Raw genomic sequence first — 25,195 nt, 5'->3', positions numbered from 1 at the left:
CACCGCGTAGACTCTCCGCCGTGATTCGACTTGAGCACGTGACCAAGACCTACCCGAAGGCGTCCCGGCCCTCACTGGACGACGTGTCGGTCTCGATCGAGAAGGGCGACTTCGTCTTCTTCATCGGTCCGTCCGGCTCCGGCAAATCAAGCATCGTCAAGCTCATGCTGCACGAGATCAAGCCCAACAAGGGCAAGGTCATCGTGAACGGCAAGGAGATCAGCTCGATGCGAGGGTGGAAGATCCCCAGCTTCCGCCGCTCGATCGGCTGCGTCTTCCAGGACTTCCGCCTGCTGCCGAACAAGACGGCCTACGAGAACGTCGCGTTCGCGCTCGAGGTCATCGGCAAGTCGAAGGCGGTCGCCCGCCGCGTGGTGCCCGAGGTGCTGGAGCTGGTCGGCCTCGGCGGCAAGGAGCACCGCTACCCGCACGAGCTGTCCGGTGGTGAGCAGCAGCGCGTCGCGGTGGCGCGCGCGTTCGTGAACCGGCCGCTGATCCTGCTGGCCGACGAGCCCACCGGTAACCTCGACCCGGACACCTCCATCGAGATCATGCGTCTGCTGGACCGGATCAACCGGACCGGTACGACCGTCGTCATGGTCACCCACGACTCGAACATCGTCAACCAGATGCGCCGTCGCGTCATCGAGATCGAGGGCGGCCGGATCGTCCGCGACCAGGCCCGCGGTGTGTACGGCTGAGCCGACATCGCTGAGCCCCTGTCCCTGACGTCCTGATCGTCTCCCCCGGAGGATTTCCCCCGATGCGTGCGAAGTATGTCCTGCTCGAAATGCTGGTCGGGCTGTGGCGCAACGTCACGATGACCATCGCCATGATCATTACGATGATCGTGTCGCTCTCCATGCTCGGCGCCAGCCTGCTGATGTACATGCAGGTCGACGAGATGAAGGGCCACTACTACGAGCAGGTCGAGGTCTCCATCTACCTGGAGAAGTCGATCGACGACGCGCAGCGGTCCGACATCAAGTCGAAGTTGGACAGCGATCCCCTGGTCAAGGATGTGCTCTGGGAGACCAAGGAGATGGCGTACGAGAACTTCAAGGAGCAGTTCCGCGACGCCCCCGACCTGGTCAACGCGATCGGCGCGGACGAGCTGCCGGAGTCGTTCCGGGTCGCGCTGAAGAACCCGCAGGAGTTCGACAAGATCAACGCTGCCTACGCCGGCCTGCCGGGCGTGGACACGGTCGTCGACCAGCAGAAACTGCTCCAGAAGATCTTCGACATCCTGGGCTCGGTCCAGAACCTGTCGCTGGTCGTCGCCGGCTTCATGGGCCTTGCCGCGCTGCTGCTGGTCGCCAACACGATCCAGGTCGCCGCGTACAGCAAGCGGCGCGAGGTCGCGGTCATGAAGCTGGTCGGCGCGTCGAACTGGTTCATTCAGGCGCCGTTCGTGCTGGAGGCCGTCTTCGCCGCGCTGCTGGGCTCGATCCTGGCCTGGGTGATGCTGGTCGTCGGCAAGATCGTGCTCATCGACGGCAAGCTGGCCGCGCTGACCGACCTGTTGCTGCCCGTGAGCTGGGGCAACGTCAACCTGATGCTGCCGATCCTGGCGGGCATCGGCTCGGTGGTCAGCGCCGTCACCGCCTGGGTGACCCTGCGCTTCTACATCCGCGTCTAGTCGCGCGACGCACGTCGACGGCCCGTCTCCCGGCTTCGGGGGCGGGCCGTCACCTTTTCTGCGCCACTCCGGTTGAATGTCGGTTTTGCCTGGAATCAGGGCATATGTCGGCAGTAGGGTGATCGGGACAGGCGAGGGAGGTCCCGTGCGCTGGCGACTCGTACAGGTGGTGTTCGCCCTGCTGACCGCTGTGGCGATCGGCCTGCCGGCGCATGCCGCCCCCGACGACCTCAAGGACGACAAGAAGCGCGTCGACGCCGAGCTGGCCAAGACCGGAGCGCTGCTGGAGGCGCTGTCCGCGAAGGCGCGCACCGCCGCGACCGAACTCGCCGAGGCCAACGCGGCCATGCCCGCCGCCCAGGAACGGATCACGAAGACCAGGGCCACCGTGGTGGTCGCCGAGACCAAGGCGGCGTCCGCCCAGCGGCGCGCCGACCAGGCCACCGCCGCCTGGGCCGTCACCGACCAGGCATACCAGGCATCGGTCCGCCAGGTCCAGGAGGGCCGGGACCGGTTCGCCCGGTTCGCCGTGGCCACCCTGCACGGGTCCAACCTCGCCGAGTTCAACGTGCTCATGGCCGCGACCCGGCCGCAGGAGTTCCTGGACCGCGGCAACTACATCGACCAGATCGCCCGCATCCGGCGGGACGCGATCGACGGCTTCGTCGCCGCCCGCCGGGCCGCGAAACAGATCACCAGTGAGTCCGAGCTGAAGCGCCGGGAGGCTGCCGACGCGGCCCGGATCGCCCGCGCGGCCCTGCTCGCCGCCGAGAAGGCGCGGCAGGAAGCCGAGCAGGCCCGCCGCGATCTCGACACGCTCGCCACCCGCCAGAAGAAGGCGATGGAGTCGGCGAAGGCCGAGAAGGCCGAGGTCCAGCGGCATTACCAGGAGGTCAAGGAGCAGAGCGAGCGCATCGCCGACGAGCTGCGGGTCTGGGAGGGCCAGTACGGCAAGTTCGTGCCGATCCTGCGCCCGGGGGCGAAGTTCCTCATGCCGACCAAGGGCTGGAAGTCCAGCGACTTCGGCAACCGCTACGACCCGTACTACGGCGTCTGGCAGCTGCACGCCGGGGTCGACATCGCGGCGGGCGGCGGCCAGCCCATCTTCGCGGCGGCGGGCGGCACCGTCAGCAGCGCCGGCTGGCTCGGCGGGTACGGCAACTACACCTGCCTCACCCACGGCAAGTCCGGCGGCAAGGTCATCTCCACCTGCTACGCCCACCAGTCGAAGATCCTGGTGAAGGTCGGCGACAAGATCCGTGGCGGCCAGCTCATCGGCAAGGTCGGCACCACCGGCGCCTCCACCGGCTTCCACCTGCACTTCGAGGTCCGCCAGAACGGCAACCCCGTCCAGCCCCTCAACTGGCTCCCGGGCTGCCTCTGCTGAGCTGAGCTGCTGGCGCCCGCTTCGCGGGCGCGGGGTTCGGCCTGGGAGGCCTCCCTTACCCGCCGGTCGCTCGTCCGCTGCGCGGACTTCCGCTCCTGGCGGGTGCGTCGGCGGCCGAACCCGGGTGCGGTGTGGGAGTGAGGCGCTATCTCGATCGCGGTTCGGTCTTGGTCATCGGTAACATTGTCGGGTTGCCGTGATCGAGGAGAGGAGGGCCGTCATGCCGCGGGAGAAGGGCCGCAAGGTCATCGCGTCGAACCGCAAGGCGTACCACGACTACACCATCCTCGAGACCTTCGAGGCGGGCATCGCCCTGATGGGCACCGAGGTGAAGTCGCTGCGGGCCGGGCGGGCGTCGCTGGTCGACGCGTTCGGCCAGGAACGCGACGGCGAGATCTACCTGCACGCGCTGCACATCCCGGAGTACGCCATGGGCACGTGGACCAACCACGCGCCGCGGCGCATCCGCAAGCTGCTGCTCAAGCAGAAAGAGATCATCCACCTGCTCACCAAGACCCGTGAGGGCGGCCTGACCATGGTGCCGCTGTCCATGTACTTCAAGGACGGGTGGGCCAAGGTCGAGATCGGGCTGGCGCGCGGCAAGAAGTCCTACGACAAGCGCCAGGACATCGCCAAGCGCGACTCCGACCGGGAGATCAGCCGCGAGCTGGGCCGCCGCGCCAAGGGCATGCGCTAGGACCGCGCCCGGCCACAGGGCGGCGGCAAGCCACAGTCGGATGGCCGATCGCGGCGGTGAGCGCGGGGACGGTAGCCTCGCGGGTCGTGAGCAAGCATCGGCTGCACGAGGACGACGAGACCACCCTGCTGCCCCGCGCGGTCGGGGACCCGGCGGCGGAGGAGCCCGCCCCGCGTCCGGCCGAGCACCAGGCGCAGGCGGCGGAGTCCGTCCCGCGTCCTGCTGAGCGCCCGGCGCAGGTCGAGGAGCCCGCCCCGCGTCGCCTCGGCAGGCAGCCGCTGGTGATCGGCGTCGCGACCATGTGCCTGCTGGTGTCCGGCGCGGCCGCCTGGGCCCTGGCCACACCCGCACCGCAGCCGTCGGTGGCGCTGCCCACCGGCCGGCCGAGCACGTCGGGTGCCGGCTTCACCGACGGATTCGGCGTGATGACACCCAGCGCCGTCGTTTCGCGTGAGGCCAAGCCCGCGCGTCCCAGCGCCTCCCCGTCCGCCTCGGCTCCGGCCTCCTCCCCGACCGTGAGCCCCGCTCCCGCCAGCAGCGGGCCCCGGCCGTCGAACCAGCCCGCCGCGGCGCCGCCCGACGCCGCCTCGGCGACCTACGACGTGAACGCCTGGGGCAACGGCTACGTGATCTCCGTACGGGTGCGCAACACGGGCACCACCCCGCTGGCGTGGAAGGTGCGGATCCAGCTGCCGCAGGGCAGCACCGTCGACGGCGACTGGGAGGCCGACCGGTCCGGTCAGGACGGTGTCTGGGTCTTCACCCCCGAGCGCGGCGCGCTCTCTCCCGGCGCGACGGTGACCTTCGGGTTCATCGGCCGGCGCGGGCCGGGCGACTTCGCGGTCACCTGCACGGTGGACGACGTCGCCTGCAAGGCTGGCTGAGCAGTGGCTTAACTCCGCCCTAAACCAGACGGCGGAGCGGCCGGACCGGCTCTATATTCGGCCCGTGACCGTGCTGCGGCTCGATGTGGAGCTCCCCTTCCCGGTGGAGTCGGTGTGGCAGGCGCTGACCGATCGCCGGCTGCTGGGGGAATGGTTCCTGCAGACCGACCTCATGCCCGTGCCGGGCGGGGTGTACCGGGCCTACCCCGGCGGCGACCTGCCGGGGTTCACGGCGCCGTTCGACATGGACGTGATCGAGGTGGTCGGCCCGACCCGCCTGGCGCTGCGCTGGCGCGGCGAGCAGTTGCACGCCGACGTGGTCTGGGAGTTGTCGACCGTCGCGGGCGGCAGCCGGCTGCGGGTGAGCCAGACCGGTTTCCTCGGCATCGCCGGCCAGGTGTGCCGCGCCGAGCTGCAGCGGGCGTACGCCACCATGTTCGAGCAGCGGCTGCCCGCCCTGCTGGCCCGCCAGGAGGAGGCGGCCGCGCTGCCGGCGCGCCGACGGCGCAGCAAGGACATCTACGACGCCGCCGACATGCCCCGCCGCCCGCCGGCCGTGGCGACCGTGTCCGCGGCGGCCGGGACTGCCCGGCCGCCCGCCGGGGCGTCCATGGCGGCCCTCGCGCCCGGCGCGCGGCCCGCGGTCGGCCTCGACCCGCGCATGCCGCCTGCGGCGATCCCAGACCCGCCTACGCCGTCCGCGGCGAGCCCTGACCCCCGGGACCCGGGCCTCGACGCCGGGGCGCCGTTCGCGACGGGTTCCCACCCGGACCTGTCGGCGGGAGCGGAGGACGAAGGCCCGCTTTCCGGCGGGCTGCTGGCCCGGGTGTTCCACATGCCGGTGGACCGGCGGTTGCGGCTGCTGTCGGCGGCGGGCGCGATGGTGCTCACCGTGCTGGCGGTGACCGCGGTGGCGACGCTGGTGCTGCGCTCGCCGGGCCCGGCGGCGGAACCGGTCGACAGCGCTCGCGGCCCCTGGTCCGGGGTGCAGGCGGGGGAGTCCACGACGCCCTCGGCGGAGGCGCGCTCCGCGAGCCCGGCCGCCTCGCCGAGCGCGTCGGCGGCCGCTCCGTCGGCGGCGGCTGCTGCTCCGGCCGGTCCCGGCCCGACCGAGGCCGCCGCCCCGGCCCTGGCCGTCTCGTATCGGACGCTGGAGACCTGGAGCGGCGGCTACATCGGAGAGATCACCATCCGGCCCGTCGCCGTGGTGGATGGCTGGTCGGCCGCCGTCACCCTGCCCGCGGGAGCCACGGTGACCAGCGCGTGGGACCGGATCGACTTCCGCCAGGACGGCTCGCGGGTGACCTTCACGCCGCAGGACGTGCACCGCCGCCTGCCCGCGGGCAAGGACTTCGTGCTCGCCTTCCAGGTGGGTGACCCGTCCGGGGCCACCCGGCCGGAGGGCTGCGTCGTCGAGGGCGTGAGCTGCGCGAAACGCTGAGCCTGTGTCCGGCAACGGACACCCGGGTCACGACCATGGTCGATTTCGGGGGTGCCGCGGGTCGTGGGGCGACCCTATAGTCGGTCCGTGACCGAGCTGCGACTCGACGTCGATCTCTCCCACCCCCGGGCCAGGGTCTGGCGGGCGCTCACCGAGCAGCGACTGCTGCGCGAGTGGTTCGTGCCCACCGATCTCACGCCGACCGCGGGGGACACCTTCCGCGCCTTCCCGCCGCCGGGCCTGGCCGGGTTGGCGACACCGTTCGATCTGGACGTCGTGGCGGTGTCGGCGCAGGAGCGGCTGGCCATGCACTGGCGCGACGACCACACGCACACCGAGGTCACCTGGTCGCTGGCGGACACCGAGGCCGGTTGCCGGCTGACCGTGCTGCAGACGGGGTTCTTCGGGGTCGACGGCACGCAGCGGCGGCGCGAGCTGCGCCGGTCATACCAGTTCATGTTCGGCGACCAGCTGCCCGCGGCCCTGGACCGGCTCGCCTCCGGCGAGGTCGACCTGGGTGGCGTGCGAGCCGACCTGCACACCGCGATCCCGCGGCGGCGGGAGACGGTCCCGCTCGGCCCGATGCCGCCCGCAGCACCGCCCGCGGGCGGCTCGAAGCGGCTGCGACTGCTCTCGCTGGCCGGTGCGGTGGTGCTGGTGGTGCTGATCAGCACGGCGGTGGCGGTCATGATCGGCGGCAACAGCGGCGGCGCCCCCGGCGCCGACACCGAGCCGGTGTACGGGCTGGGCTCCGGCGTGCAGCCGGGCGTGGCCGCCACGGACCCCGCCGCGGCCGCCTCCGGCACCCCGCAGCCGGCCGTGCGCGGCGCTTCGCCCCAGCCGGTGGTGTCCGGCTCGGCCGGCGGCTCGCCGCTGCCCGAGGCGACCGGATCACCGCTGGCGGGCACCCCGCTGACCGCGAACTACCGCACGATCGCGCTGCTCGGGCTGGGCGGGTTCGACACCGAGGTGACGGTGCGCAATCCCGGCACCGCCCCGCGGGAGAACTGGACCGTCGTGCTGACCATGCCGGCCGACCGGGCGGTCGAGAACCGGTCCACCTCGGCGGTGACCTTCACGCGGGACGGCCCGAAGGTCACGGTGACGCCGGTCGGCCCGGCCCGCACCGTGGCCGCCAACGGATCGGTGACCTTCATCATCCGCTTCCCGGCGCTGCTGGCCCTCGGCCAGGCGATCACCGCCTGCACCGTGGACGGGACCGCCTGCACGGGGAGTTGACCGATACCGGAATGACTTTGGTCGTCCTGGGCGTTACTCTTTACGAGCGCGGTGATCGTCACTGTGTGTGCGCTTCGGCGCGACCAGGGGGTGACAGGTTTCGACATCGTACGTTGCGGCAGGAGAAGCGAGCCGAGGAAGCCGACGTCGTCTCGATAATCGTCGTCGGAAAACTATAAGCGCCAAGACTAACGTCAAGCGCGACTTCGCTCTCGCCGCCTGAGGCGAGTAGCAAGTCTGTCGGTCCGGGAGTGCCTATGGCCCGTGTACCGGCATCAGTTAGTAGGCTGGCCGATTCAGTCCCGTCGCGGGGCTGCTGAGGCGAGATCAATCGCGACTGGGCCCGTCACACCGTCTTGCTCACGTGATCGGTGGGGTCGAGTAGAGGCATAGTGAGCTGCGCTCGGAGAAGCCCTGTTTATGCGGCGATGGACCCGGGTTCGATTCCCGGCACCTCCACCAGACAATGAACGGCCCCGGTCCTTCAGGACCGGGGCCGTTCGCCACATATGCCCTGGTAGCTGCCCCCATGACCGACTGAACGCGCGTTCAAACCTGGGCAAAGGTATGGACTTCGGGCCTGTCCCGCGTGACCATCGAACGCAAGGACGTTTTCGCGGTCCGGGGGTGAGGTATGGCCACCGATTCACTGGACGAGCTGTCTACCGCCGTGCTCGGCCCCTCGGGCCGCCTCGGTGACGTGATCGCGGACGCCCCGCGGCTGACACACAGTGTGCAGGCGCTGGAGTGCGACCGGCGGGCGCTGCTGGACGCGATGACCGCCCGGGCCGCCGGCCGGCACGCCGAGGAACAGCTCGCCCAGCGACTCACCGCCTACCGCCAGCGCACGGCCGACGTGCTGCACCAGGCCTACGGCGTCGACCTCGGCGGCGAGACCTGACCGCCTCGTCGCGAGATCAGCGCGCGGGAGCGGTGTGCTGCCATTCGCTCAGCCAGGCGGCGAGGATGCGGGCGCACGCGTCGACCGACTCGGCCCAGCCGGTGACGGCCGCACCGTCGGCCTCGTCGCTGACGTGTTTGATCATCCGTACGGGCACACCGTAGGCGGCGGCCGCCGCGGCGACGGCATACCCCTCCATGTCGACCAGCGCGGCGTGCTCGGCCAGTGCCGCGCGCAGCACCGGGTCCGAGACGAACACGTCACCGGTGGCCAGCACCGGCCCGGCTCCGGGCAGGTCGAGCGCCTCGCCGAAGGTGTGGCCGGTCACCGCGCGGATCGTGGCGGTGTCGAAGTCGTGCTGCACCACCCGGCTGATCTCGTGGACGCCGGCCAGACCGGGCCGCAGCGCACCGGCGGTGCCCAGGTTCACGATCTCGCGCGGCAGCACGCCCGCGGCCAGCACGCGGGACACCGCGAGTGCCGCGTTGACCTTGCCGACCCCGGTCAGCAGCACGGGGTGCGCGGTGTCGAGATGCGCCGCCTCCTCCCGCAGCGCGACGACGATCAGCGGCCGGTCGGGGGTCACGGTGCCGGTAAGAGTCACCCGCGAAGTCTAGCGGCGTGTCGAACAGCTCTCATGTAAGCCGACGGGCCCAGGTCAGCACGGTCCTTGTCACCGAGACGGGGAAGTTTGGCGCACAAGCCGTGCCGAGACCCTGACCGTGCCGCCTCCGGGCGGATAGGGTGCCATTCATGGCGTCGGGAGAGCCGCACACCACGCGGCACGACAATGCGGGGAAGGGCACGGGGCGGCACGCAGTGGAGTCACTGACCGGGCACCTGCTGGTTGCCATGCCCTCGCTCCGGGATCCCAACTTCGAACGTACGGTCGTCTTCGTTCTGGCCCACGAGGCCGACGGGGCGCTCGGGGTGGTGCTGAACCGGCCCACCGAAGCGCTGGTGGGCGACATCCTGCCCGGTTGGGAGTCGCTGCTGCGCGAGCCCGGCGTGCTCTTCGAGGGCGGTCCGGTCGGCACGGACTCGGCGATCTGCGTGGCCCGTGCCCGTGCGGGCGTGGCGGGCTTCGTCGGCTTCAGCCGGGTGATGGGGCAGATCGGCACGGTGGACCTCAGCCGCGACCCCGCGCGGGTCGGCCAGCGACTGGAGTGCGTGCGCGTCTACCACGGCTACGCAGGCTGGGGTGCCGGGCAGCTGGAGCAGGAGATCGAGGAGAACTCCTGGCTGGTGTTCGAGGCCCTGCCCAGCGATCCGTTCCGCACCCAGCCCGAGGAGCTGTGGTCGCTGGTGCTGCGCCGCCAGGGCGGCCTGACCGCCGCGGTGGCCAACTTCCCGCCGGACGTGGCCCTCAACTGACCTGCGCCGGTTTCGGCCGATCATGAACTCAGGTTCCTGGTCGGCCGGTGCGTCGGGTGCCCACCGCCTGGGTGGACTCGCGGGGATACCCGTTTTTGCGCGGGGGGTGGGGCCGTGTAATATTTCGCAGGTGCCCGGGCGGCGGAAACGTCAAACGGGGACTTACCAGGAACAAGGGGCCGTGGCGCAGCTGGTAGCGCACCACACTGGCAGTGTGGGGGTCAGGGGTTCGAGTCCCCTCGGCTCCACCGGAGAAACGCCCAGGTCGAAAGACCTGGGCGTTTCGCTATGTCCGACGCGAGACCTCCGTCGTGCCAGATCCGTGCCGGATGTCTGGGAAGCCGTTCTTGCGGCCAGGCCCATGTGCGGCCGGGCTGGATCTATGCCGGCGGCAACATGTCCCGCTGCCGGGCACGTTGTATCCATTTGCGTACCTGGTCTCGCCCCCCGCGAGCGCTCACGGGGGCACCCTCTGCGCGTAGTTGCTCCTCGACATCGCGGGCCGGCGTCCGGCTGCCGGAGGAGAGGGCGACGGTATACAGGTGGGCGACGCGCGCCAGGAGTTGGTCTCCAGCTGGAGCGCGGCGCTTGCGTGGCACTCCAGACGCGGACACTGCTGACCCCACAGAGTCGATGTACTCGCTGGCCACACAACTCGGCATAACTTCTGCGAGGTTCTTAAACCTCGCGGCGATGTAGGTCTGCGACTCCGCCCGGACTGCCGAGAGGGAGATACCCCGAAGGACCTGCTGGGTCAGGTCCACGAGGGCATCCTTGACGGGCCGTCGAGGGAACTCCTCACCGTCCGGGGTGCATTCCTCAACAAAACACCGAATGTCGATTCCCACCAGCTTGGCCTTGCCGTCAACGAGCGCCCAATGAGGGATTACGTGCCAAGGACTGTCGTCACTCTCGACCAAGACTGGCTGGATTCCGTCCATGGGAAACGGCGTAAGCCATTCGACTCGCTGTGACACTTCACCGGTCCGAGACTCTGTCACGGCGTGACCGTACCGTGCGGTCATGGCTGTGCGCAACGATGGGTGTCGACGGAGATGGTTCGCCTCCGTCAATCCGACCCCAACGTGAAAGGATCACGATGACGGATCCCGTCGCACGCGGCCTGTGGATGGCGATCAGTGTTCTCGCGGCGGTGATCGCTGCTGCGGCTGTGGGCGTGCTTGCCTGGGCAGGCGGCGCGTCTCTCCCCGCTGCCGCTCTTACGGCTGCTGGTGCTTTTGTGAGCGGGACCGCCCTGCTCATCTCAGTCCTTCGCTTCGTGGCTGGGCAGGGTGAAGAGAGCTAGAGAAGCGGGTCGAGCTTAGAAAGTTCTCTAGGATGTTCCGTGCGAGAAGGTCCACCGCATGTCCATCTGTTCACCTACGAACGGCTCTTGGCGGAGATCGTTGCTTGCCTAGGCTTGGCAGGGTGTCCTTCTGTAGCGCGATGTGGACTGTCGACTGGGGTGACGCCCCGACCTGGCTCGCGTTTCTAGCGGCCTCGCTCGCTGGGTTCACGGCTTACAAGGTTTACGGTGTTGAGTCGCGGCGGGACGAGACCGCAGCGAAGCTACAAGCGCAGCGGGATGATGACGCGATTCGATCTCAAGCCTCCGTGGTTGCCGCCTGGTACACGCGGCGCGCGTACGAGGTCACCGCTCCAGGGGCAGGGACGGAGACCAGGCACGGCTGGGGCGTTGCGATCGCTAATGGCTCTGGCGTTCCGGTCTATGACGTGCAGGTCGACTTCTACTTCTCGTCCCCACTGATCAACGATGGTGAGCCGAGCGGTCCACGCGGCAGCGTGACGAGGCGGGTGTTGCCACCCGGATCACACTTCTTCCTGGCCAAGGAGTCGATGCTTCGTGATGTTGACGACCGGTCGCTCTACCTCGTGTCTCTTAAGTTCCGGGACAGTTCTAACCGGCGATGGATGCGAACCGTCACGGGTGAGTTGCTACCGGATGCCTGATGTGGCCTAAATGCAGAAACGCCCAGGTCATCTAACCTGGGCGTTTCTGCATTTCCTTTAAAGTGATAGATCAGTCTTCGGTCTTGCCTCGTGCCTCCTCGATCAGCACGTCCAGCGCCGCCGCAATGGCCTGGTCTCGGTCCTTCGTCGCGTGCTGGTAGATCATCGCGGCCCGTGGGCTAGCGTGCCCCAGCCTCGCCATGATCTCTTTGAGCGTCGCGCCGCCCCGACCCGACCAGGTTCCGCCGGTGTGCCGTAAGTCGTGCAGGTGAAGGCCCATCTCGGCCGGAATGCCAGCCGCGTCGAGCGCCGCCTTCCACACCCGGTTGAAGTTCCTCCGGCGAGGGATCGCACCCTGCGGGCCGAGGAACAGCCGCGCATCCCGCCCGGCTGGCACGAACCGTTCTAGGTGCGCCCGGATGTCTGGCCCGAGGGCACTGGGCAGGCTCACGCTACGTTTGCCAGCCTTGGACTTGGGATCGTCGTCGTACTGGGTGCCGTCCTCCATCTCGTTCGTTGAGCGCTGAACCTTGACCTCCATCTCGTCGAGGTCGACGCTGCTGCGTCGCAGCGCGATCAGCTCACCGAACCTGAGCTGGGCGAAGGTCGCGAGCAACACCATCAGCCGGTAACGCGGCTGGATCGCCGCCGCGATGCCGAACACCTGGTCGAGCGTGGCGGTCGGCCGCTCATCGGCGGTGTCCTGGCCTGCGCCCTTGATCCGGCAGGGGCTGCGCCGGATCAAGTCGTCGTCCAGGGCGGTGGCGAAGATGGCGCGCAGGATGCGGTAGTTCTTCGCCACCGTAGGTCTTCCCACCCCGGCCGCTAGGAGGGCGGAGCGCCATGCCCGGACCTGTGGGGGAGTGACGCCGTTGAGGGCCTTCTCTCCGAGCTGCGGCTTGATGTGCAGCCGCAGGTTCCGTTCGTACTCCACCCGTGTGCGTGGCTTGAGGTCGCGGTCCTTAACCCACCGGGCGGCGTACTCGCCGAAGGTGATGGTGCCAGCATCAGGGTCGATCCATTCGCTACGAAGGATCTCGGCCTGCTTCTCGACCAGCCATTCAGTGGCTGCTTTCTGCGTGTCGAACGTGTCCGGGGCGGGCCGGATCATTCCATCCGGCCCGGTGTAGCGGGCCTGGTAGCGGCCGGAAGGAAGCTTTCGAACGCTGCCGAACTCGCGCTTGCGGCTCCGTTTGCGCCCGCTCATCGGCTCACGCTCCGGCGGGTGCGACCTCGCCGACGCTCGACGGGGGTGATCGTGCATGACTCGATGTACGCGGCCAGCACACTCTCTCCGATCCTGACGTGCCGGCCGAACCGCTTGAACTCGATCCGGCGTTCCTCGACGAGGCGTCGCGGAAAGCGCTCGGTCGTGCCGAGCCGTTCGGCGACTTGGGGGATGGTGAGGTACTTCTCAGGCATCGGTGCTCCTCTCCTCGTCGATTTGGCGAACATGGGGGACACGGGGGACAGCATGGTCACTCCGGTGTCCCCCATGATCAGTTTCATTACCACTGGTCAGACCTGATTGGGGGACACGAGGGACACGGGGGACAGCGGGTGCCCCATCGGCGGGGACGCCGTAGCGCCCGCTGGCGTCAGAGATGAGCTGTCCGTCTGCGGCCATCCGCAGGCAGGTGCGTTTGACCGTGTCGTACGCCAGGCTGGTGGCCTCAGCGACCGCCTTGGGTGGCTGTGCCTGGCCGTGCTGGCGCAGGTGGCGCAGGATCGCGCTGCGGGTGTCGCTCAGCGTGTGGTCCACGGCGGGACCATCGAGCAACTGCCACGCGCCCGCCGCTGCGTGGAACGACAGCGCGTACTCCGCCTCGTCTACGTCACGACCGGTGGTGTGCAGGACGCCATCGGCCTGGCCACGCCCGCGCTTGAGCACGATCGTGGTGTCAGCCGCGCCGGCAAGGCCGTTGGTGCCTGAGACTTCGGCGAGGAAGTCTTCGGACGCTGCCTTGCGTACGTGGTGGACCAGCACGACAGCGATGCCGAACCGGTCGGCGAGCATCTTGGCGGGTGTCATCGCGGCGTAATCGGCTTCGTATGGGCTGATGCCGGGTGCGTTGTTGCCGCGCACCTTGGCGAACACGTCGATGACGACCATGCGCGCGCCCCGGTTGGCTTTGATCCAATCGGCGATGGCCTGCGCACCCCCCGCCCGCAGGGGCGGACACTCGGTGGCCAGGGTGAGTCCTGCCGGTGCGGGCTGCCCGCCGAGGATGCGCCCCATGCGCGACTGCAACCGCCGTGGAGTGTCCTCCAGCGCGAGGTAGAGCACCGGCCCGGCCTGGACGGGGATGCTGTCCAGCGCCATGCCACCGGACGCGACCGCCAGCCCCAGCCCAAGCGACAGCCAGCTCTTGCCCACCTTCGGCGCACCCGCCAGCAGTGTGAGCCCTTCGGGCAGGATGCCCGGCACCGCCCACGCCGGTGGCGGGAACTCCGCACCCATGAGCTTGTCGGCCGTCCACGTCCCGCCGAGCGCGGGCCGCTTGCGCTCCGGCTGCGGCCCTGCCGGCACGACGCTGAGGTGCGCGGCGTTCGCTGCGGTCATGCGGTCACGCTCCGGGGACGGCGCGCGCCCGCACGTAGACCGGAGGTAATGGTGCGGCGTGTCTCGGCCGGGCGCAGCCCGGCGCTGTAGGCAGCCTGCGTCAGCAGGCCCTCTACTTCTGCCTGCCCGATCGCCCCGCCAGCGGCGAGCTGGCCGAGCGCGACTGCGGAACGGTATAGCGCGTGGTTGCGCTCTCCCTCGCCCGCCTGGGCGAGGTGCGCGAGCTGGCGGCTGATCGCGGCGGCGACGTAGCGGCCGTGCTGGTCGTCGGAGAGCGCGACTGTGACCGGCTGCTGCGGCGGCAGCTCCTCCGGCGCGAGCCGCTCAGCGACCCACGCGGGCAGCTCGGCAGCGGGCAGCTCGCACACGATCTGATACGGCTGGCCAGCGACGGTGCTGCCAGGTGCGACGACGTAGCCGCCGTGGGCGCGGGTGTCGATGAGCCAGCCGAGCTTGCCAGCTGTGTTGCGCAGCTGCGGGCCGCTGGCTGGGTGGCGGAAGTACAGGTGCGTCCCGCCGCGCCCCGTCTGCACGGTGAACGTTGCCGGCAGGCTCGCGTGCGCCCGGCGCATGAGCGTGCCGAGCACGTGCCAGCCGTCCCGGTGCCCCGTCCACTGTGCGGGCACGGCCTGATCGGGCTTGGGCTGGTCCAGGTCGAGCACCGCCAGCCCGGACGGGCCGCACGCGATCCCGATGCCGTACGGGCCAGCCGACCAGCAGCGGCGGATGCGCTCAGGGTCGGTGGTGGCGCGCTGCTCCCAACGCTCGACGGCGGGACGCTTGTCGCCGGGGATCAGGGGGAAGATGTGCCAGCCCTGCTCGGCCAGGCCGAGGGCGACCGCGACCAGGTGGGGTGTCGTCATCGGCTTGTCTCCTTCGTGATGGGCAGCTGCTCGGCGGCGGGCCGTGCGGGTCGCTGCGGGCCGCTGGTGTGCTTGGCCAGCCGCACGTAACGGCGCACCCGGCCAGCGTCGGCACCCACCAGAGGGTGCTCCTCGCTGAGCTGAGTGATCCGGGCATCGGCGGCCAGGGCGCTGATCGCGCGGCTGACGCTGGCGGCGTCGCCGGTAAGCCAGATCTCGACATCGGTGCTGATCGTGCTCATGCGATCGCCCCGACAGCGGTCATCAGGTGATCGCCGATGTAGTGGGCGAACGCGGGTGGGATGGCCTGAGCGATGGCTTCCCGATCAGCGGTCCAGTCGATGCCCATCGCGGCCTGCCACTGCTCGGTGGTGCCCTTGCCGCCCCCGTCGCCGTACACGGCGACCATGTCCCCGTCGTGGCGCACGCCGTGCCGCCAACCGGCGACCCGGTGCCCACGGTGTGTGCGGTGCGCGGGCGAGAACGCGGCGAAGCCGTGAAGTTCGAACACGCGGTGACGGAACACCCGCAGGTCGAACATGAGCCCGCACAGCACCAGATCCGGGCGCAGCGGCGCGCCGACGACGTTTTCCATGACCCACGGCCGGCCGGTGGCCAGCAGCGCCGCGCGGGTGGGCGGGATGAGGTTGACGTGCCCGTCTGTCCAACCGGCGCGCTTGCGGTTGGAGCGGGTGAGCATGCTGTGGTCCTGGCATGGTGGGCTGGCGTGGATCGCGTCGAACTCGTGTCCGTGCGCCCGAACGAACGAGACGGCGTCGGCCGCGATGAACTCGTCACCGCAGTAGTCGGGACGGGGTAGGAGGTCGACGCCGGTGACGTGCCATCCGGCCCGCTGGTAGCCGTGGGTGGCCCCGCCGGCGCAGCAGAACAGGTCGAGCAGTCGGGGCTGCTTCGTCCGAGCCTTACGGTGGGTGGCGGGTACGCCAGCCCGTCGGTTTTCTATGTCGGTGCTGGTGGCGCTCATCCGGTCCTCCTTACGGAAGGGCGCGGCCGACCTTGCTGGTCGGCCGCGCCCTCGGGTCGGTGTGGTCAGTGGCGGGTGAGCGCCGACGGGTGCTCCATGTCGTCCAGGGCGTGGATCTCCCGGACGTGTTCGAGGTAGGCGACCGCGATGGCCGGGTGGAGCGCGTGCAGCTCCTGCTCGGTCAGGCTGAGAATCTCGGCCACGTAGCGGGCTGCGATGGTCGGGCCGAAATCGGCGGTGCAGCTGCGCCCCGTGGTCCAGGGCGTGCCGATGATGGCCTCATACATGCGCTTGATCACTGGTTCCTCCGTGGATGTCGGGCGGCGCTCAGGCCACCAGCTCGCTTTCGATCCAGATCACGAGGTCGCCGACGCGGTACACGTCGGCCAGCCCTTCCTTGCCCACCGGCGCCGGTGCCGTGGGCGCTTGAGCCTTGCGGGCGCGCTGGAGCCGCTTCTTGGTCGCGTCGAACGCCCACGGGGAGATGCCTCGCGCGACCGCGTCCCGGAGGGTCACGGTCTCGCTCAGCGGGTCCACGACAGCCGGGACGCTGTCCCCGACAGTCGTCTGTCTCGGGGACATTTCCTGGTGAGCGCCCATCAAGGGTGACTGCGCGGTCGGGGACACGGGCGCGTGCTTGTGCACGAGCAGACGCGCCTCAGCCGGGCTGAGGTACGCCACCTGACATTCGGTGGCCACACCGCCCACGACGATCTGCCACCGGCCGAGCGTGCGCGAAGCACGCGGCATGCCCGCCTCAGGAGCGAGCATCTGCCAGTTGTTCTTGGTGTAGCGGGCCAGGGCGCGGATGCCGAAGTTCTCCCGCGATTCCGGCCCGCCGGTGGTGTGCGCGGTGAGCATCTGCGCGACCGCGAACACGTTCACCTTCGCCGAGCGACCCATGAACAGCAGGTCACGGAACGCGCGCACTGCCGGGCTGACCTTCGCGTCCCCCGTGCCGCGTGCCTCGCTCCAGTAGTCCTTGAGCTTGGCGAACGTGGCGTTCAGTTCCTCGGCGATGACGAACACCCGGTAGCCGGGGTCCCAGTCCTCGCTCTCGTGCAGCGCGCGGCTGTTGCGCTCCTCAGCCAGCCGCGCCAGCGCGACCAGGGCTTTGTGCATCTGCTCCGGGCTGGTGCAGTAGTCCACGCCCGGCAGGTTCAGCGCCCACCGGTGCGAGCCCTTCAGGTCGAGGATGACCACGCGCCCGCCCCTGGCGAGGACCTGAACGGCGACGGTCTGCGCGAGCACGCTCTTGCCCGCACCACTGCCGGCCGAACACGCGATGTGCGGCGAGTCCTCCTTAAGGCTGATCGTGACCGGCTTGCCGCCCACGCCCAGCCCCAGGAAGTACTCCCACTCAGCCAGCTGCGCCAGCCGCGCCGACAGGTCCGCGTAGCCGACCTTCGACGGCGGGCGCTTGCGCACCGTCCACGTGACCCGCACCTGCGGGCCGACCTGGTCCCAGCGCTCGTTGAGGTCACCGGCCGGAATCTTGGCATTGACCACCGACGACACGTAGCGGCGCTGGTCATCGGTCAGGTACGGCACCGACGTGAGCAGCTCGATACGCGGCCCGGTGTCGCTGTCGACCGGTCGTCGGAACTGCTCCAGCCAGCGCGTTACCGGGCTGGCCTTCTTCTGCGCCAGCCAGAGCGCCCGCATGATGTGCTCGGGTGCCCAGCGCACCGCCGGTTCCACGTGTTCGCCGTACCAGGCGCGTACGGCCTTCTCGGCAGGGCTCATCGGCTTGACCAGCCGGGGCACCAGGCTGCCCAGCTCCGGTGACACGTGCAGCCTCACCGGTGCGTCCCCGAGCGCGCCCGTGAGCGCGGCGAGGGTGGGGTTGATGTAGGCGGCGTTGAACCTGCGCATCCGCCACGCCGCCCGCGCCCGCCGAGCGACCCGCGTGCCGCCGACAGCGGCCAGTACGGCGGCTGTGCCGGCCGTCAGGTCGGGGCTGGTCAGGTAGGCGGAGGAAACCCCGCACAGCGCGACGGGCGTACCCAGTCGCCAGGCTTGACGCTGCCAGCCCGGCAGCATCGCCCACTTCGAGGCGTGCCCGGACTCGGCCAGCACGCGGCGACCGGGCCGCAGGTAGCCGCCATCGGTGCGCCGCTCTCCGTCGAGGAATCGGCCGGACAGGAACCGGTACACAACCCGCGCGGGGGTGTGCTGCACCGTCCGGAACTCGTACTTTGGCATGCTGAAGACAGCTCCTTCGGTAGAGGGGCGAGGGGTGCGGCGCGGTTTCTCAGGCCTGGTGCCGCACCCCGCTGTGTCCAACCGCGAGTGACGCTATGGGCGCAGAACGCGCCCGCCTCTAACTGCCAGTTAGGTTGTTGGCGATCGGCCGATACCGCGGCCTCAGGCGGCAGCGGCGATGGCGACGATGTCCGGACGCGCGGCCGACAGCACACGCCGCACCGTCCGGTCGGAGGTCCGAGCCGCGCGGGCAATCTCGGCCTGTGTCGCGCCGGGGTTGTCCGCCAGCGCCGCCCGAACGCGGGTCGCCGCGTCCGCCTTACGTCCGCTGTCGGCCTTGCGGGTATTGGTGGGCTTAGGCTGCGGTTTGTCCGCATCATCGACACGGACCGCGTCCGGCGCAGCATTCGGGGCAGAGCGCTTGGCGGTCCGGCCCTCGGCGATGCGATCCGGGTGGATGTCGGCCGCGAGCAGTCCGGTCAGCCTTCCGTAGTCCACGGACTTGGCCAGCCGTGCGGCTACCTCGTCCAGGTCGTAAGACACCATCGCGATGTCCGCCGAAGTGCTGTCCAGGGACTTGGCCAGCTTGCGGCGCAGCGCTGCGGCGATCGCCCGGTGCCGCTCCTCAGCCGCCATATCGGCACGGGCCTGCGCCATCGCGTCGTGCACGCTCAGCGCCGTGTCAGCGGTGGCAAGCTGGCGCGCCCGCCAGACCACCTTCGGCTCCCGCAGCCAGGCCCCGAGCCCGAACACGGGCGGCTGGCCGGCAAGCCGACCGGCCGCGCGCAGCGCGTCACGGCGACGGGCGTTGCTGTGCAGCGTCCACACCGCGTATCCGGCCAGGCTCGCCCCGGTGAATAGCAGCCGCTGCCCGACGCTGGCGTCATGGCCGAAGAAGTTCAGCCCGGCCACCCCCAGCGCCACCGCGATCGACAGGAGGCGGGCCGCAATCGCCTGCTCGCCCCGGTCGGTGCGCCGCCAGTCGGCGAACCCGAGCAGCACCGCCGCGAGCAGCTCGATCGCGAACCCGATCAGCAGCGCAGGGATACGGTCGATGTTCAGCCAGGCCATCAGGCCATCGGACTGGCCGTAGAGCGCCAGCCCAGCCATGGCCAGGTAGAACACGAACAGCAGGTGCAGCGGACCCTTGGCCCGCTCAGGGGTGTCCATCTCGTGCCTCCAGGAAGCGGGAACGGCCCCGGCGTCGCCGGGCGTGAGGGGAAGCGCAGAGCGGCTGGCCATCACGACCACCACTCGTCTCGGATCTGCCGGAACAGGGTCTTGGTCAGCGACACCGCGAACAGCGCGACAGCCGCGCCGCACAGCGCGCCGTCCCACCAGCCATCAACCGCGAGCATCAGCAGCAGGAAGATCAGCCCGAACAGCGACGCGAACACCTCGGTAGCGGACACGTCATCGCGAACCAGGTCATCGCGAACGGTGATGATCGCCAGAGCAACCGCCCACATCCAGCGGGCGCGGCGCTTGCCGACTGCGTCCACAAGCTGTGGATAAAGCTCTGTGGGGTTGAGCAGCTCAGCGGCGTGAGCGTCGATGAGCTTCACCAGCCGGGGCAGGGGCACGTGCGGCGGAATCTGCGCGCTCATCAGGCAGCCACCGCCAACCGCTGCTCCTGCTCGCTCTGCCGGTTCGCGTCGTCGGTGAGGTCGAGCAGCTCGACCAGGACCCGCAGCACGCGCCGCTCCGCCCGGCGCAGCCTGCGCCAGTCCAGCTCGACCGGACCGCACTCGGCGGTCAGCATCTGCGCCTCGATCTCGGCGAGGTCCATCTCGGCCGCGATCAGCGGCCACTCCAGCTCGACCGCGGCCAGCTCCGCATCGGAAGGGCCGTCGATGTCATCCAGGAAAGCCATGGTTGCGCTACTTCCTTCCTCGGGGACGCACCGACCGGCGACGGCCGGGGGCACGTTTGCCGCTGCGGCAGTCCGCACAGCGGTCCTCGTCGGCAGACAGCGGAGCCAGCGCCCCGCACTCGCAGGTGCGCCACACGGCGCAGCTGCGGATCGTGACGCGCAGATTTGCGACCATGGAGGTACCTCCTCCTACTCAGTGGGTGGATGGGAAGCCGGGGCGCGGCCAGATGGTTTCCAGGCCGGGCCGCGTCCCGGTGCTACTTGCAAAGCTCTGAGGCCCGGCCACGCCGGGCAGATCTACACGAACCTCAGCCGTGCGCGTCCACCTTCGTTCTCGGGCAGGTGGACCACCCATTCACTTGTCAAGGAACGACCGATCACAGGCAGCTGTGGGCGTGCGACGTCGGTCGCCTTCCCCGCATCCACCTGGCCATACGCAGAGCCTCGTCTAGTCAGTCCAGACTGTCTAGACAGTAAGACTGTGACGCATGGGTGATGGCTTGTCAAGGCCACTGCCTATACTGTCTAGACAGATGTGCGCTGGAGGTCCCGAGGGAGCGAGAATGCCTGGACAGAGCCGGTCCAAGTGGCAGCAGATTGCAGCTGACCTGCGCAATCAGGTCACTGACGGAACACTCGCGCCAGGTGCGCAGCTCCCAACGGAGAGCGAGCTGACGAGCCGCTACAGCGTCGCCCGTGCGACCGCACGGCAGGCACTAACCGCGCTGGTGAACGAAGGTCTCGTCGTGCCTCAGCCGCCACGTGGTTACTTCGTCAAAGATCGCAAGCCGCTGTACTACAGGCCGCAGACCGAGTTCCGGCCTCGACCCCTGAGCCCTGAGATGGACATCTTCCTTGCCGAGCATTCGGAAGCAGGTCGAGAGCCTAAGCAGACGATCGATGTGGCGATAGTCGAGCCATCATCAGATGTTGCGAAGAGGCTGCGACTCGAACCGGGGGAGTTGGCGGTAGTGCGCCGGCGCGTCCGGTATCTGGATGGCGAGCCGTACAACACTAACGACAGCTACTTCCCGCTGGCGCTCGCGCAGGGAACTGAGATCATGATGCCGCACGACATCGCGCGTGGGGCGAATCAGGTGCTCACGGAGAACGGTGCACATCAGGTTCGCGCGCTTGATGAAATCTACGTACGGATGCCCACTCCAGACGAGGCCGCACGACTCCAGCTCGGTCCAGGAACCCCTGTCTCCTGCCACATCTGTACTGGGCTAACAGAGGACGGCCGTCCGGTGCGCGTCGTGATCAACATCCTTCCTGGTGATCGCCACGTCATCGTGTTCGAGCGGGACCGGGCGAAGGAAGCCGAAAGCTGATGTTCGAGATGGGCCTTGCGTTTCCGGCCGACCTCGACGCGATCTTCGATCTGTACCGCGAGGCGCAGGCATGGTTGAAGAGCAAAGGGCTGGGGCAGTGGCAGCCTGCTGGCGTGTCGCAGGTGCAGCACCTGGAGCAAGTTCGTGGGCGGATCGAGAGGGCAATCCTGGCCGGGACATGTTATGTCGCGCGCCTCAATAACCAGGTTGTTGGGACGTTGACACTCGACGAATTCGCTGACCCGGAATTCTGGGCTCCGGAGGACCGGCCGGAAGAGGCACTGTACGTTCACCGCATGATCGTTAGCCGTCAGGCGGCTGGCGGAGACGTGGGCAAGGCGCTTCTCGACTGGGCAGCGGCTGAAGCCGCCCGCCAGGGCAAGCGCTGGCTTCGGCTCGACGCATGGCAGACGAACCACGCACTCCACAGTTACTACGAGCGTCAGGGCTTCCGACACGTCCGGACGATGAACTATGGGCATCGCGGCTCCGGGGCTCTTTTCGAGCGCGAAGTCGGTGAGGTGTCCAGCTACCGGTCGTGACCGTGTCCGATCTGGTTGGAGCGACCTCGACATGATGGCCGTGTTACCGGCATTGCCACCCAACCAGGCGAGGGCCGAGCGGACGCTAATTCAGTAGCGCAGATGAGCTTGCTACATGATCGCATCCGTCTAACGGCGGCATGTGGCTTACCCGTCGGAGTCAGCGCCCTCTTCGCTTCGCTGCGACGGACTGGCAATTGTTACCTGTTGCCAAGAGTATCCAGCCCTGCGCAGTACCATGACCCCGAAACGATAGCGTTTTAGCAGCAGCGCGATGTATGCGGCGGTCACAGTTCCTAGTAGGACTATGTAGAGCTTCCAATAGCCGAGATCGCCCTGATTGGCGAAGTGCTTTAGTGGCCATGCGAGCGTTCCCCATAGTCCATCTTCGGGTATCTTCTTAGCGATTTCCATGGTGTCCTCGATGGCGGGCAATCCGACAGCGAGGGCGACCACTACTGCTGCCGCTGCTAGACGGTTGGCTCGGCTGGCCGACTGGCGGGTTTGCTCCATGGCTGCAAGTTGTTGTAGCTGATCCAGCGAATCGATGATCCGTGCGTGGAGCCTCTCTGTCCGCCACGCACCTAGTAGGTGCTCAGTTAATTCGATTGCAGTGCCGTGCTGAAGGCTGCTTTGTCGATACTCGCGAAGTCCGTAGATTGCCTCGTGTTGGACTGCCTGCACATCGAATCCGCGTTCATCTGTAGCGTGTAGGCGGGACTCAAGGTTTCTGAGCTGCCAATGTTGAAGTAGAGTGATTTCGATCGGAACGATCAGTTGAAGATGGTCGATGAAGGAGCTTTCGTAATCGGACTCCGTCCACGCAATACGCAAACTATTGGTAGCCGTCACGAAAACTGAATGGTCAGGCACGAGGGATCGGTTCTTTGGTGACAGCTCGGCAATGGCTGACTCTCGTAGCTTCGACGGCCCACCGTTGCAGATGGTCGCCATGTATGCCCCGTGAGCCTCTAGCCACTCAGATTCGCCATCGCAGCATGTGACCTTGTCGATACAGATTACTGGATAGCACTGCCATTCATGCCCACCATCCTGTTTCACGACTTTTAGAATTGCGTCAATATATAGCGCAAACAGGTCTGCAAAGCTTGCGTGCTCCCTGAACTGCATTCGCCGCCAGCGTGTTCCCTCCTCTTCCTCCTCCCTCCATTCTCCCAGCCAGTGTGAAACATCTCTCTCGTAACGATCGCGTGCGGCGTTCGCAATTATTGGTTCGGATATCTCGGATGCTTGACAAACAAGATTTCCGCCGAAGGTAAAAGCGGAAAAGGCGCTGCCTTTGAGATTTTCGGGAAGGGTTAGTGCGAACGTAATCTGTAGTACGCCAGAGCGGTGAATTAGCAGAAGCGCCTCAACGTGACTGGGGGAGCCGAAGTCGTCAATCTCGCGCTGTGTTCCGCCTGCCATATGTATTAGCCAGTGCCGAGATGGTCGTAGAAGCAAGCGTAGGTACGGCTCGCTATCGCGATAGGCAGATCGAAGCAATGTCGATTCTATGGCATGTTGAGCACCGCTAACTGATTGTCTGGCGGCAACGGATCGCTCTATAAGCTCGATTGCCTCGTCAAGTGTGGAATCATCAGGACTCGTGTCCTCTTCTACCACGTCCTCTTGGGGAATCTCACCCCGAAGCAGTGAGCGGCCGATAGAGGCTGCAACCCGCATAGCCATAAGAGGGTGCCGTGTAATCAGCGACCGAAATTGTCCCTCTGACAGTAACCTCTGGCTCTCCTGGAGCCTGGTGGCTTTTCGGTGGAGTTTGGCAAGTTGGCGATACCTCGGTGAAACCCTCACCTCACCTTCTGCTGGCGAGCACACAGTTTCAGCCACACCGGACTTGAGTAGTCGTGTCGCTGCCTTATGTAGATCAAGTGGCTTTTCGGTGGCGCTGGTGAAGGTGTAGTAAATCGTTGCTTCTGAGATCAGCGGATCATGACTGCCAGAAGAGCTGGTGCTCTGTGAGGGCATCGACACGAACGATATGGTGCCTCAGCCTGGTGGACTTGGGCATCCCACATACAGTCCGAGTCGGTTGTGCGCATTGGGGCCGATCCTTTGCCGACTCTCGTGTCTCCGTGTCCCCCAACCCGGCCTGACCAGCAACAACGGAGCTGATCATGAAGTTCGCCGAGCTGGCGGCGCGCAACGTGCGTCGCGGCTACCGGATTGCGGCCGGCGATCCGGTAGCGGCCGAACATGTGCTGACCGGAAGGCTCGATCTTCGGCCGGGCGCACCAGCCGCGGCGCTCAGCGACGATGCGGCGGCGAGTGCTGGACTTCGGACTGATGGGCTGGGCCGAACTGCTGTGGGCTGCTGTGCGGCGATGCGGGTCTATGCCTTCTTCAGCCCGCCGATCGATAGCACTTGAACAAGCGCAATCGCGAGGTGGAGCACGGTTTCCGCTTCAACTGCGAATGGAATTCGAGATGTGGATGATCCACCATGACGCGAGGAGTGCGCCTTCATCATTGCGTGCATCAAGTCGCTCAAGATCGAAATGGCGGACGAGCCGGAAGGCAGGTTCGGCAACGCGACCTCCCAGTCGGATGCCTCACGTTTCAGCGTGGCAAGACTCTTCGTCAAAGTGCGGTGACCGTCGTTGGTGGGGCTAACGAGGGGAAGCAGTATCTCCTCAACTGCCTTTATTGATGAAGAGACTGCCTTGTCGTAATCCGGGTCTAGCCCGTACGTCGCCACCCAGGCATCTTGGAGGTGACGTGCGGCGGCTTCTGGCGCGGTCTTTGCCGCCGTATCGAATGCGGCCTGCGCTTGCTCTGGCACGCGGTGAACGAGGCGATCGAGGTCGCTGCTGACTCGATATGCAGATCCACCGAATGACAGGAGGTGATCTAGCTCGAAGGTGTCAATCTTAAGGTGTTTCTTGTCAACCAACTGCAGAAGAGCGTTGATCGCCCTGAGCAAATCGCCTTGCGGGCAGTTGACCAGCGCAGTTCCGTAGTAGTTGACCTGGGGTGCCTTCGACCGACGAATTCGCAGAAGGATTGCCCGCGCCAACACCTCGTTCCATTCTGACTTGCTGCGGAGCTGACTTCTGAGCCATGCGCGCAGCGGTTCCACGAGATGGTCTGGTACGCCCTCAATCAGGACGTCCTGATCGGGGAGCGCCAAAGGGTCGTCAGTCAGAGCGTCCACGATCGATGACAATACCGCGAGCGGTAGCGCATCTCGCGCTGCAACCCGAAGGACTGTGGCGGAGTGGTGTCCCCCGTGTCCCCGGTGTCCCCCAATTGGCCCTGACCGGCACGAACATAACT

General features: G+C 67.7%; 27 protein-coding genes, 1 tRNA gene and 1 other RNA gene. 15 read left to right on the top strand and 14 right to left on the bottom strand.

The features are described 5' to 3' along the window. The first annotated feature begins 20 nt into the window (after nucleotides 1-20). The 9 genes from ftsE to F9C41_RS33210 all read left to right on the top strand — a co-directional run bounded on the left by ftsE (nucleotide 21) and on the right by F9C41_RS33210 (nucleotide 8,188). Nucleotides 21-701 carry a cell division ATP-binding protein FtsE gene (gene ftsE / locus F9C41_RS33250; RefSeq protein WP_155390808.1) on the top strand — a complete coding sequence of 227 codons (681 nt, stop codon included), beginning with the start codon at nucleotides 21-23 and terminating at the stop codon, nucleotides 699-701. Between the two features lie 62 nt (nucleotides 702-763). Further along, a complete protein-coding gene (gene ftsX, locus F9C41_RS33245) occupies nucleotides 764-1,639 on the top strand; it encodes a permease-like cell division protein FtsX (protein WP_155390807.1) in 876 nt (291 codons plus the stop codon). Between the two features lie 145 nt (nucleotides 1,640-1,784). Further along, nucleotides 1,785-3,026, top strand: coding sequence for a murein hydrolase activator EnvC family protein (locus F9C41_RS33240; protein WP_155390806.1), 1,242 nt, complete (start codon nucleotides 1,785-1,787; stop codon nucleotides 3,024-3,026). A gap of 220 nt (nucleotides 3,027-3,246) precedes the next feature. Continuing rightward, entirely contained in the window at nucleotides 3,247-3,723 is a 477-nt protein-coding gene (smpB, locus tag F9C41_RS33235) for an SsrA-binding protein SmpB (protein WP_155390805.1), read from the top strand. A gap of 86 nt (nucleotides 3,724-3,809) precedes the next feature. Further along, nucleotides 3,810-4,607: a cellulose binding domain-containing protein gene (locus F9C41_RS33230; protein ID WP_155390804.1), complete on the top strand. Its 798-nt coding sequence runs from the start codon at nucleotides 3,810-3,812 to the stop codon at nucleotides 4,605-4,607. A gap of 64 nt (nucleotides 4,608-4,671) precedes the next feature. Continuing rightward, entirely contained in the window at nucleotides 4,672-6,048 is a 1,377-nt protein-coding gene (locus F9C41_RS33225; protein ID WP_155390803.1) for a cellulose binding domain-containing protein, read from the top strand. Between the two features lie 87 nt (nucleotides 6,049-6,135). Continuing rightward, entirely contained in the window at nucleotides 6,136-7,287 is a 1,152-nt protein-coding gene (locus tag F9C41_RS33220; RefSeq protein WP_155390802.1) for an SRPBCC domain-containing protein, read from the top strand. An 86-nt stretch (nucleotides 7,288-7,373) separates the two neighbouring features. Then, nucleotides 7,374-7,749, top strand: a transfer-messenger RNA (tmRNA) gene (gene ssrA, locus F9C41_RS33215). A 172-nt stretch (nucleotides 7,750-7,921) separates the two neighbouring features. Then, entirely contained in the window at nucleotides 7,922-8,188 is a 267-nt protein-coding gene (locus F9C41_RS33210; RefSeq protein WP_155390801.1) for a hypothetical protein, read from the top strand. Between the two features lie 16 nt (nucleotides 8,189-8,204). Here the strand turns inward: F9C41_RS33210 and F9C41_RS33205 are convergent, their stop codons facing one another. Then, the gene (locus tag F9C41_RS33205; RefSeq protein WP_155390800.1) at nucleotides 8,205-8,792 is read right to left on the bottom strand and encodes a nucleosidase; all 588 of its coding nucleotides are present in this window, start codon (nucleotides 8,790-8,792) and stop codon (nucleotides 8,205-8,207) included. 149 nt (nucleotides 8,793-8,941) lie between these two features. Here F9C41_RS33205 and F9C41_RS33200 point away from each other — a divergent pair, with 149 nt between their 5' ends. From F9C41_RS33200 to F9C41_RS33190, 3 genes are all read left to right on the top strand, one after another. Beyond that, complete coding sequence (locus tag F9C41_RS33200; RefSeq protein WP_120316836.1) at nucleotides 8,942-9,562, top strand: YqgE/AlgH family protein; 621 nt, start codon at nucleotides 8,942-8,944, stop codon at nucleotides 9,560-9,562. A gap of 175 nt (nucleotides 9,563-9,737) precedes the next feature. Further along, nucleotides 9,738-9,810, top strand: a tRNA-Ala gene (locus F9C41_RS33195). 1,198 nt (nucleotides 9,811-11,008) lie between these two features. Next, nucleotides 11,009-11,533: a hypothetical protein gene (locus F9C41_RS33190; protein ID WP_155390799.1), complete on the top strand. Its 525-nt coding sequence runs from the start codon at nucleotides 11,009-11,011 to the stop codon at nucleotides 11,531-11,533. A 70-nt stretch (nucleotides 11,534-11,603) separates the two neighbouring features. On the opposite strand, the gene F9C41_RS33185 is transcribed toward F9C41_RS33190, so the two are convergent. From F9C41_RS33185 to F9C41_RS33135, 11 genes are all read right to left on the bottom strand, one after another. Further along, the gene (locus F9C41_RS33185; protein ID WP_155390798.1) at nucleotides 11,604-12,740 is read right to left on the bottom strand and encodes a tyrosine-type recombinase/integrase; all 1,137 of its coding nucleotides are present in this window, start codon (nucleotides 12,738-12,740) and stop codon (nucleotides 11,604-11,606) included. After that, complete coding sequence (locus tag F9C41_RS33180; protein ID WP_155390797.1) at nucleotides 12,737-12,955, bottom strand: excisionase family DNA-binding protein; 219 nt, start codon at nucleotides 12,953-12,955, stop codon at nucleotides 12,737-12,739. The genes F9C41_RS33185 and F9C41_RS33180 overlap by 4 nt, the downstream gene beginning before the upstream one ends. Further along, complete coding sequence (locus F9C41_RS33175) at nucleotides 12,948-14,096, bottom strand: AAA family ATPase (RefSeq protein WP_155390796.1); 1,149 nt, start codon at nucleotides 14,094-14,096, stop codon at nucleotides 12,948-12,950. Before F9C41_RS33175 ends, F9C41_RS33180 begins: the two co-directional genes overlap by 8 nt. Beyond that, nucleotides 14,093-14,959 carry a bifunctional DNA primase/polymerase gene (locus tag F9C41_RS33170; RefSeq protein WP_155390795.1) on the bottom strand — a complete coding sequence of 289 codons (867 nt, stop codon included), beginning with the start codon at nucleotides 14,957-14,959 and terminating at the stop codon, nucleotides 14,093-14,095. Before F9C41_RS33170 ends, F9C41_RS33175 begins: the two co-directional genes overlap by 4 nt. Next, complete coding sequence (locus tag F9C41_RS33165; protein WP_155390794.1) at nucleotides 14,956-15,201, bottom strand: hypothetical protein; 246 nt, start codon at nucleotides 15,199-15,201, stop codon at nucleotides 14,956-14,958. The genes F9C41_RS33170 and F9C41_RS33165 overlap by 4 nt, the downstream gene beginning before the upstream one ends. Next, nucleotides 15,198-15,944, bottom strand: coding sequence for a DNA cytosine methyltransferase (locus F9C41_RS33160; protein ID WP_230690200.1), 747 nt, complete (start codon nucleotides 15,942-15,944; stop codon nucleotides 15,198-15,200). Before F9C41_RS33160 ends, F9C41_RS33165 begins: the two co-directional genes overlap by 4 nt. 65 nt (nucleotides 15,945-16,009) lie before the next feature. Then, a complete protein-coding gene (locus F9C41_RS33155) occupies nucleotides 16,010-16,243 on the bottom strand; it encodes a hypothetical protein (protein WP_155390793.1) in 234 nt (77 codons plus the stop codon). A 28-nt stretch (nucleotides 16,244-16,271) separates the two neighbouring features. After that, on the bottom strand, nucleotides 16,272-18,149 hold the full coding sequence (locus F9C41_RS33150) for a helicase HerA domain-containing protein (protein WP_155390792.1): 1,878 nt from the start codon (nucleotides 18,147-18,149) through the stop codon (nucleotides 16,272-16,274). A 162-nt stretch (nucleotides 18,150-18,311) separates the two neighbouring features. Continuing rightward, nucleotides 18,312-19,319 carry a hypothetical protein gene (locus F9C41_RS33145; RefSeq protein WP_155390791.1) on the bottom strand — a complete coding sequence of 336 codons (1,008 nt, stop codon included), beginning with the start codon at nucleotides 19,317-19,319 and terminating at the stop codon, nucleotides 18,312-18,314. 71 nt (nucleotides 19,320-19,390) lie between these two features. Next, nucleotides 19,391-19,756, bottom strand: a complete 366-nt coding sequence (locus F9C41_RS33140; RefSeq protein ID WP_155390790.1) for a hypothetical protein — start codon at nucleotides 19,754-19,756, stop codon at nucleotides 19,391-19,393. Further along, nucleotides 19,756-20,022: a DUF6284 family protein gene (locus F9C41_RS33135; protein ID WP_155390789.1), complete on the bottom strand. Its 267-nt coding sequence runs from the start codon at nucleotides 20,020-20,022 to the stop codon at nucleotides 19,756-19,758. Before F9C41_RS33135 ends, F9C41_RS33140 begins: the two co-directional genes overlap by 1 nt. A 563-nt stretch (nucleotides 20,023-20,585) precedes the next feature. On the opposite strand from F9C41_RS33135, the gene F9C41_RS33130 reads away from it, so the two are divergent. Next, complete coding sequence (locus F9C41_RS33130; protein WP_155390788.1) at nucleotides 20,586-21,356, top strand: GntR family transcriptional regulator; 771 nt, start codon at nucleotides 20,586-20,588, stop codon at nucleotides 21,354-21,356. Further along, the gene (locus tag F9C41_RS33125; RefSeq protein WP_155390787.1) at nucleotides 21,356-21,898 is read left to right on the top strand and encodes a GNAT family N-acetyltransferase; all 543 of its coding nucleotides are present in this window, start codon (nucleotides 21,356-21,358) and stop codon (nucleotides 21,896-21,898) included. Before F9C41_RS33130 ends, F9C41_RS33125 begins: the two co-directional genes overlap by 1 nt. Nucleotides 21,899-22,045: 147 nt before the next feature. On the opposite strand, the gene F9C41_RS33120 is transcribed toward F9C41_RS33125, so the two are convergent. Then, nucleotides 22,046-23,893: a hypothetical protein gene (locus tag F9C41_RS33120; protein ID WP_155390786.1), complete on the bottom strand. Its 1,848-nt coding sequence runs from the start codon at nucleotides 23,891-23,893 to the stop codon at nucleotides 22,046-22,048. A gap of 143 nt (nucleotides 23,894-24,036) precedes the next feature. Here F9C41_RS33120 and F9C41_RS33115 point away from each other — a divergent pair, with 143 nt between their 5' ends. After that, complete coding sequence (locus F9C41_RS33115) at nucleotides 24,037-24,288, top strand: hypothetical protein (RefSeq protein WP_155390785.1); 252 nt, start codon at nucleotides 24,037-24,039, stop codon at nucleotides 24,286-24,288. On the opposite strand, the gene F9C41_RS33110 is transcribed toward F9C41_RS33115, so the two are convergent. Next, a complete protein-coding gene (locus tag F9C41_RS33110) occupies nucleotides 24,252-25,073 on the bottom strand; it encodes a hypothetical protein (RefSeq protein ID WP_155390784.1) in 822 nt (273 codons plus the stop codon). The genes F9C41_RS33115 and F9C41_RS33110 overlap by 37 nt on opposite strands. Nucleotides 25,074-25,195 lie beyond the last annotated feature (122 nt).

The sequence above is a fragment of the Catellatospora paridis genome, from assembly GCF_009720365.1.
Taxonomy (GTDB): domain Bacteria; phylum Actinomycetota; class Actinomycetes; order Mycobacteriales; family Micromonosporaceae; genus Catellatospora; species Catellatospora paridis.
This window is presented reverse-complemented; position numbering and strand designations above follow the sequence as displayed.

Coding starts and splice junctions, on each gene's coding strand:
- ftsX (WP_155390807.1), top strand. CDS start 764: ATGCGTGCGAAGTATGTCCTGCTCGAAATGCTGGTCGGGCTGTGGCGC.
- smpB (WP_155390805.1), top strand. CDS start 3,247: ATGCCGCGGGAGAAGGGCCGCAAGGTCATCGCGTCGAACCGCAAGGCG.
- F9C41_RS33210 (WP_155390801.1), top strand. CDS start 7,922: ATGGCCACCGATTCACTGGACGAGCTGTCTACCGCCGTGCTCGGCCCC.
- F9C41_RS33200 (WP_120316836.1), top strand. CDS start 8,942: ATGGCGTCGGGAGAGCCGCACACCACGCGGCACGACAATGCGGGGAAG.
- F9C41_RS33190 (WP_155390799.1), top strand. CDS start 11,009: ATGTGGACTGTCGACTGGGGTGACGCCCCGACCTGGCTCGCGTTTCTA.
- F9C41_RS33185 (WP_155390798.1), bottom strand. CDS start 12,740: ATGAGCGGGCGCAAACGGAGCCGCAAGCGCGAGTTCGGCAGCGTTCGA.
- F9C41_RS33180 (WP_155390797.1), bottom strand. CDS start 12,955: ATGCCTGAGAAGTACCTCACCATCCCCCAAGTCGCCGAACGGCTCGGC.
- F9C41_RS33175 (WP_155390796.1), bottom strand. CDS start 14,096: ATGACCGCAGCGAACGCCGCGCACCTCAGCGTCGTGCCGGCAGGGCCG.
- F9C41_RS33170 (WP_155390795.1), bottom strand. CDS start 14,959: ATGACGACACCCCACCTGGTCGCGGTCGCCCTCGGCCTGGCCGAGCAG.
- F9C41_RS33165 (WP_155390794.1), bottom strand. CDS start 15,201: ATGAGCACGATCAGCACCGATGTCGAGATCTGGCTTACCGGCGACGCC.
- F9C41_RS33160 (WP_230690200.1), bottom strand. CDS start 15,944: ATGAGCGCCACCAGCACCGACATAGAAAACCGACGGGCTGGCGTACCC.
- F9C41_RS33150 (WP_155390792.1), bottom strand. CDS start 18,149: ATGCCAAAGTACGAGTTCCGGACGGTGCAGCACACCCCCGCGCGGGTT.
- F9C41_RS33145 (WP_155390791.1), bottom strand. CDS start 19,319: ATGGACACCCCTGAGCGGGCCAAGGGTCCGCTGCACCTGCTGTTCGTG.
- F9C41_RS33140 (WP_155390790.1), bottom strand. CDS start 19,756: ATGAGCGCGCAGATTCCGCCGCACGTGCCCCTGCCCCGGCTGGTGAAG.
- F9C41_RS33135 (WP_155390789.1), bottom strand. CDS start 20,022: ATGGCTTTCCTGGATGACATCGACGGCCCTTCCGATGCGGAGCTGGCC.
- F9C41_RS33130 (WP_155390788.1), top strand. CDS start 20,586: ATGCCTGGACAGAGCCGGTCCAAGTGGCAGCAGATTGCAGCTGACCTG.
- F9C41_RS33125 (WP_155390787.1), top strand. CDS start 21,356: ATGTTCGAGATGGGCCTTGCGTTTCCGGCCGACCTCGACGCGATCTTC.
- F9C41_RS33115 (WP_155390785.1), top strand. CDS start 24,037: ATGAAGTTCGCCGAGCTGGCGGCGCGCAACGTGCGTCGCGGCTACCGG.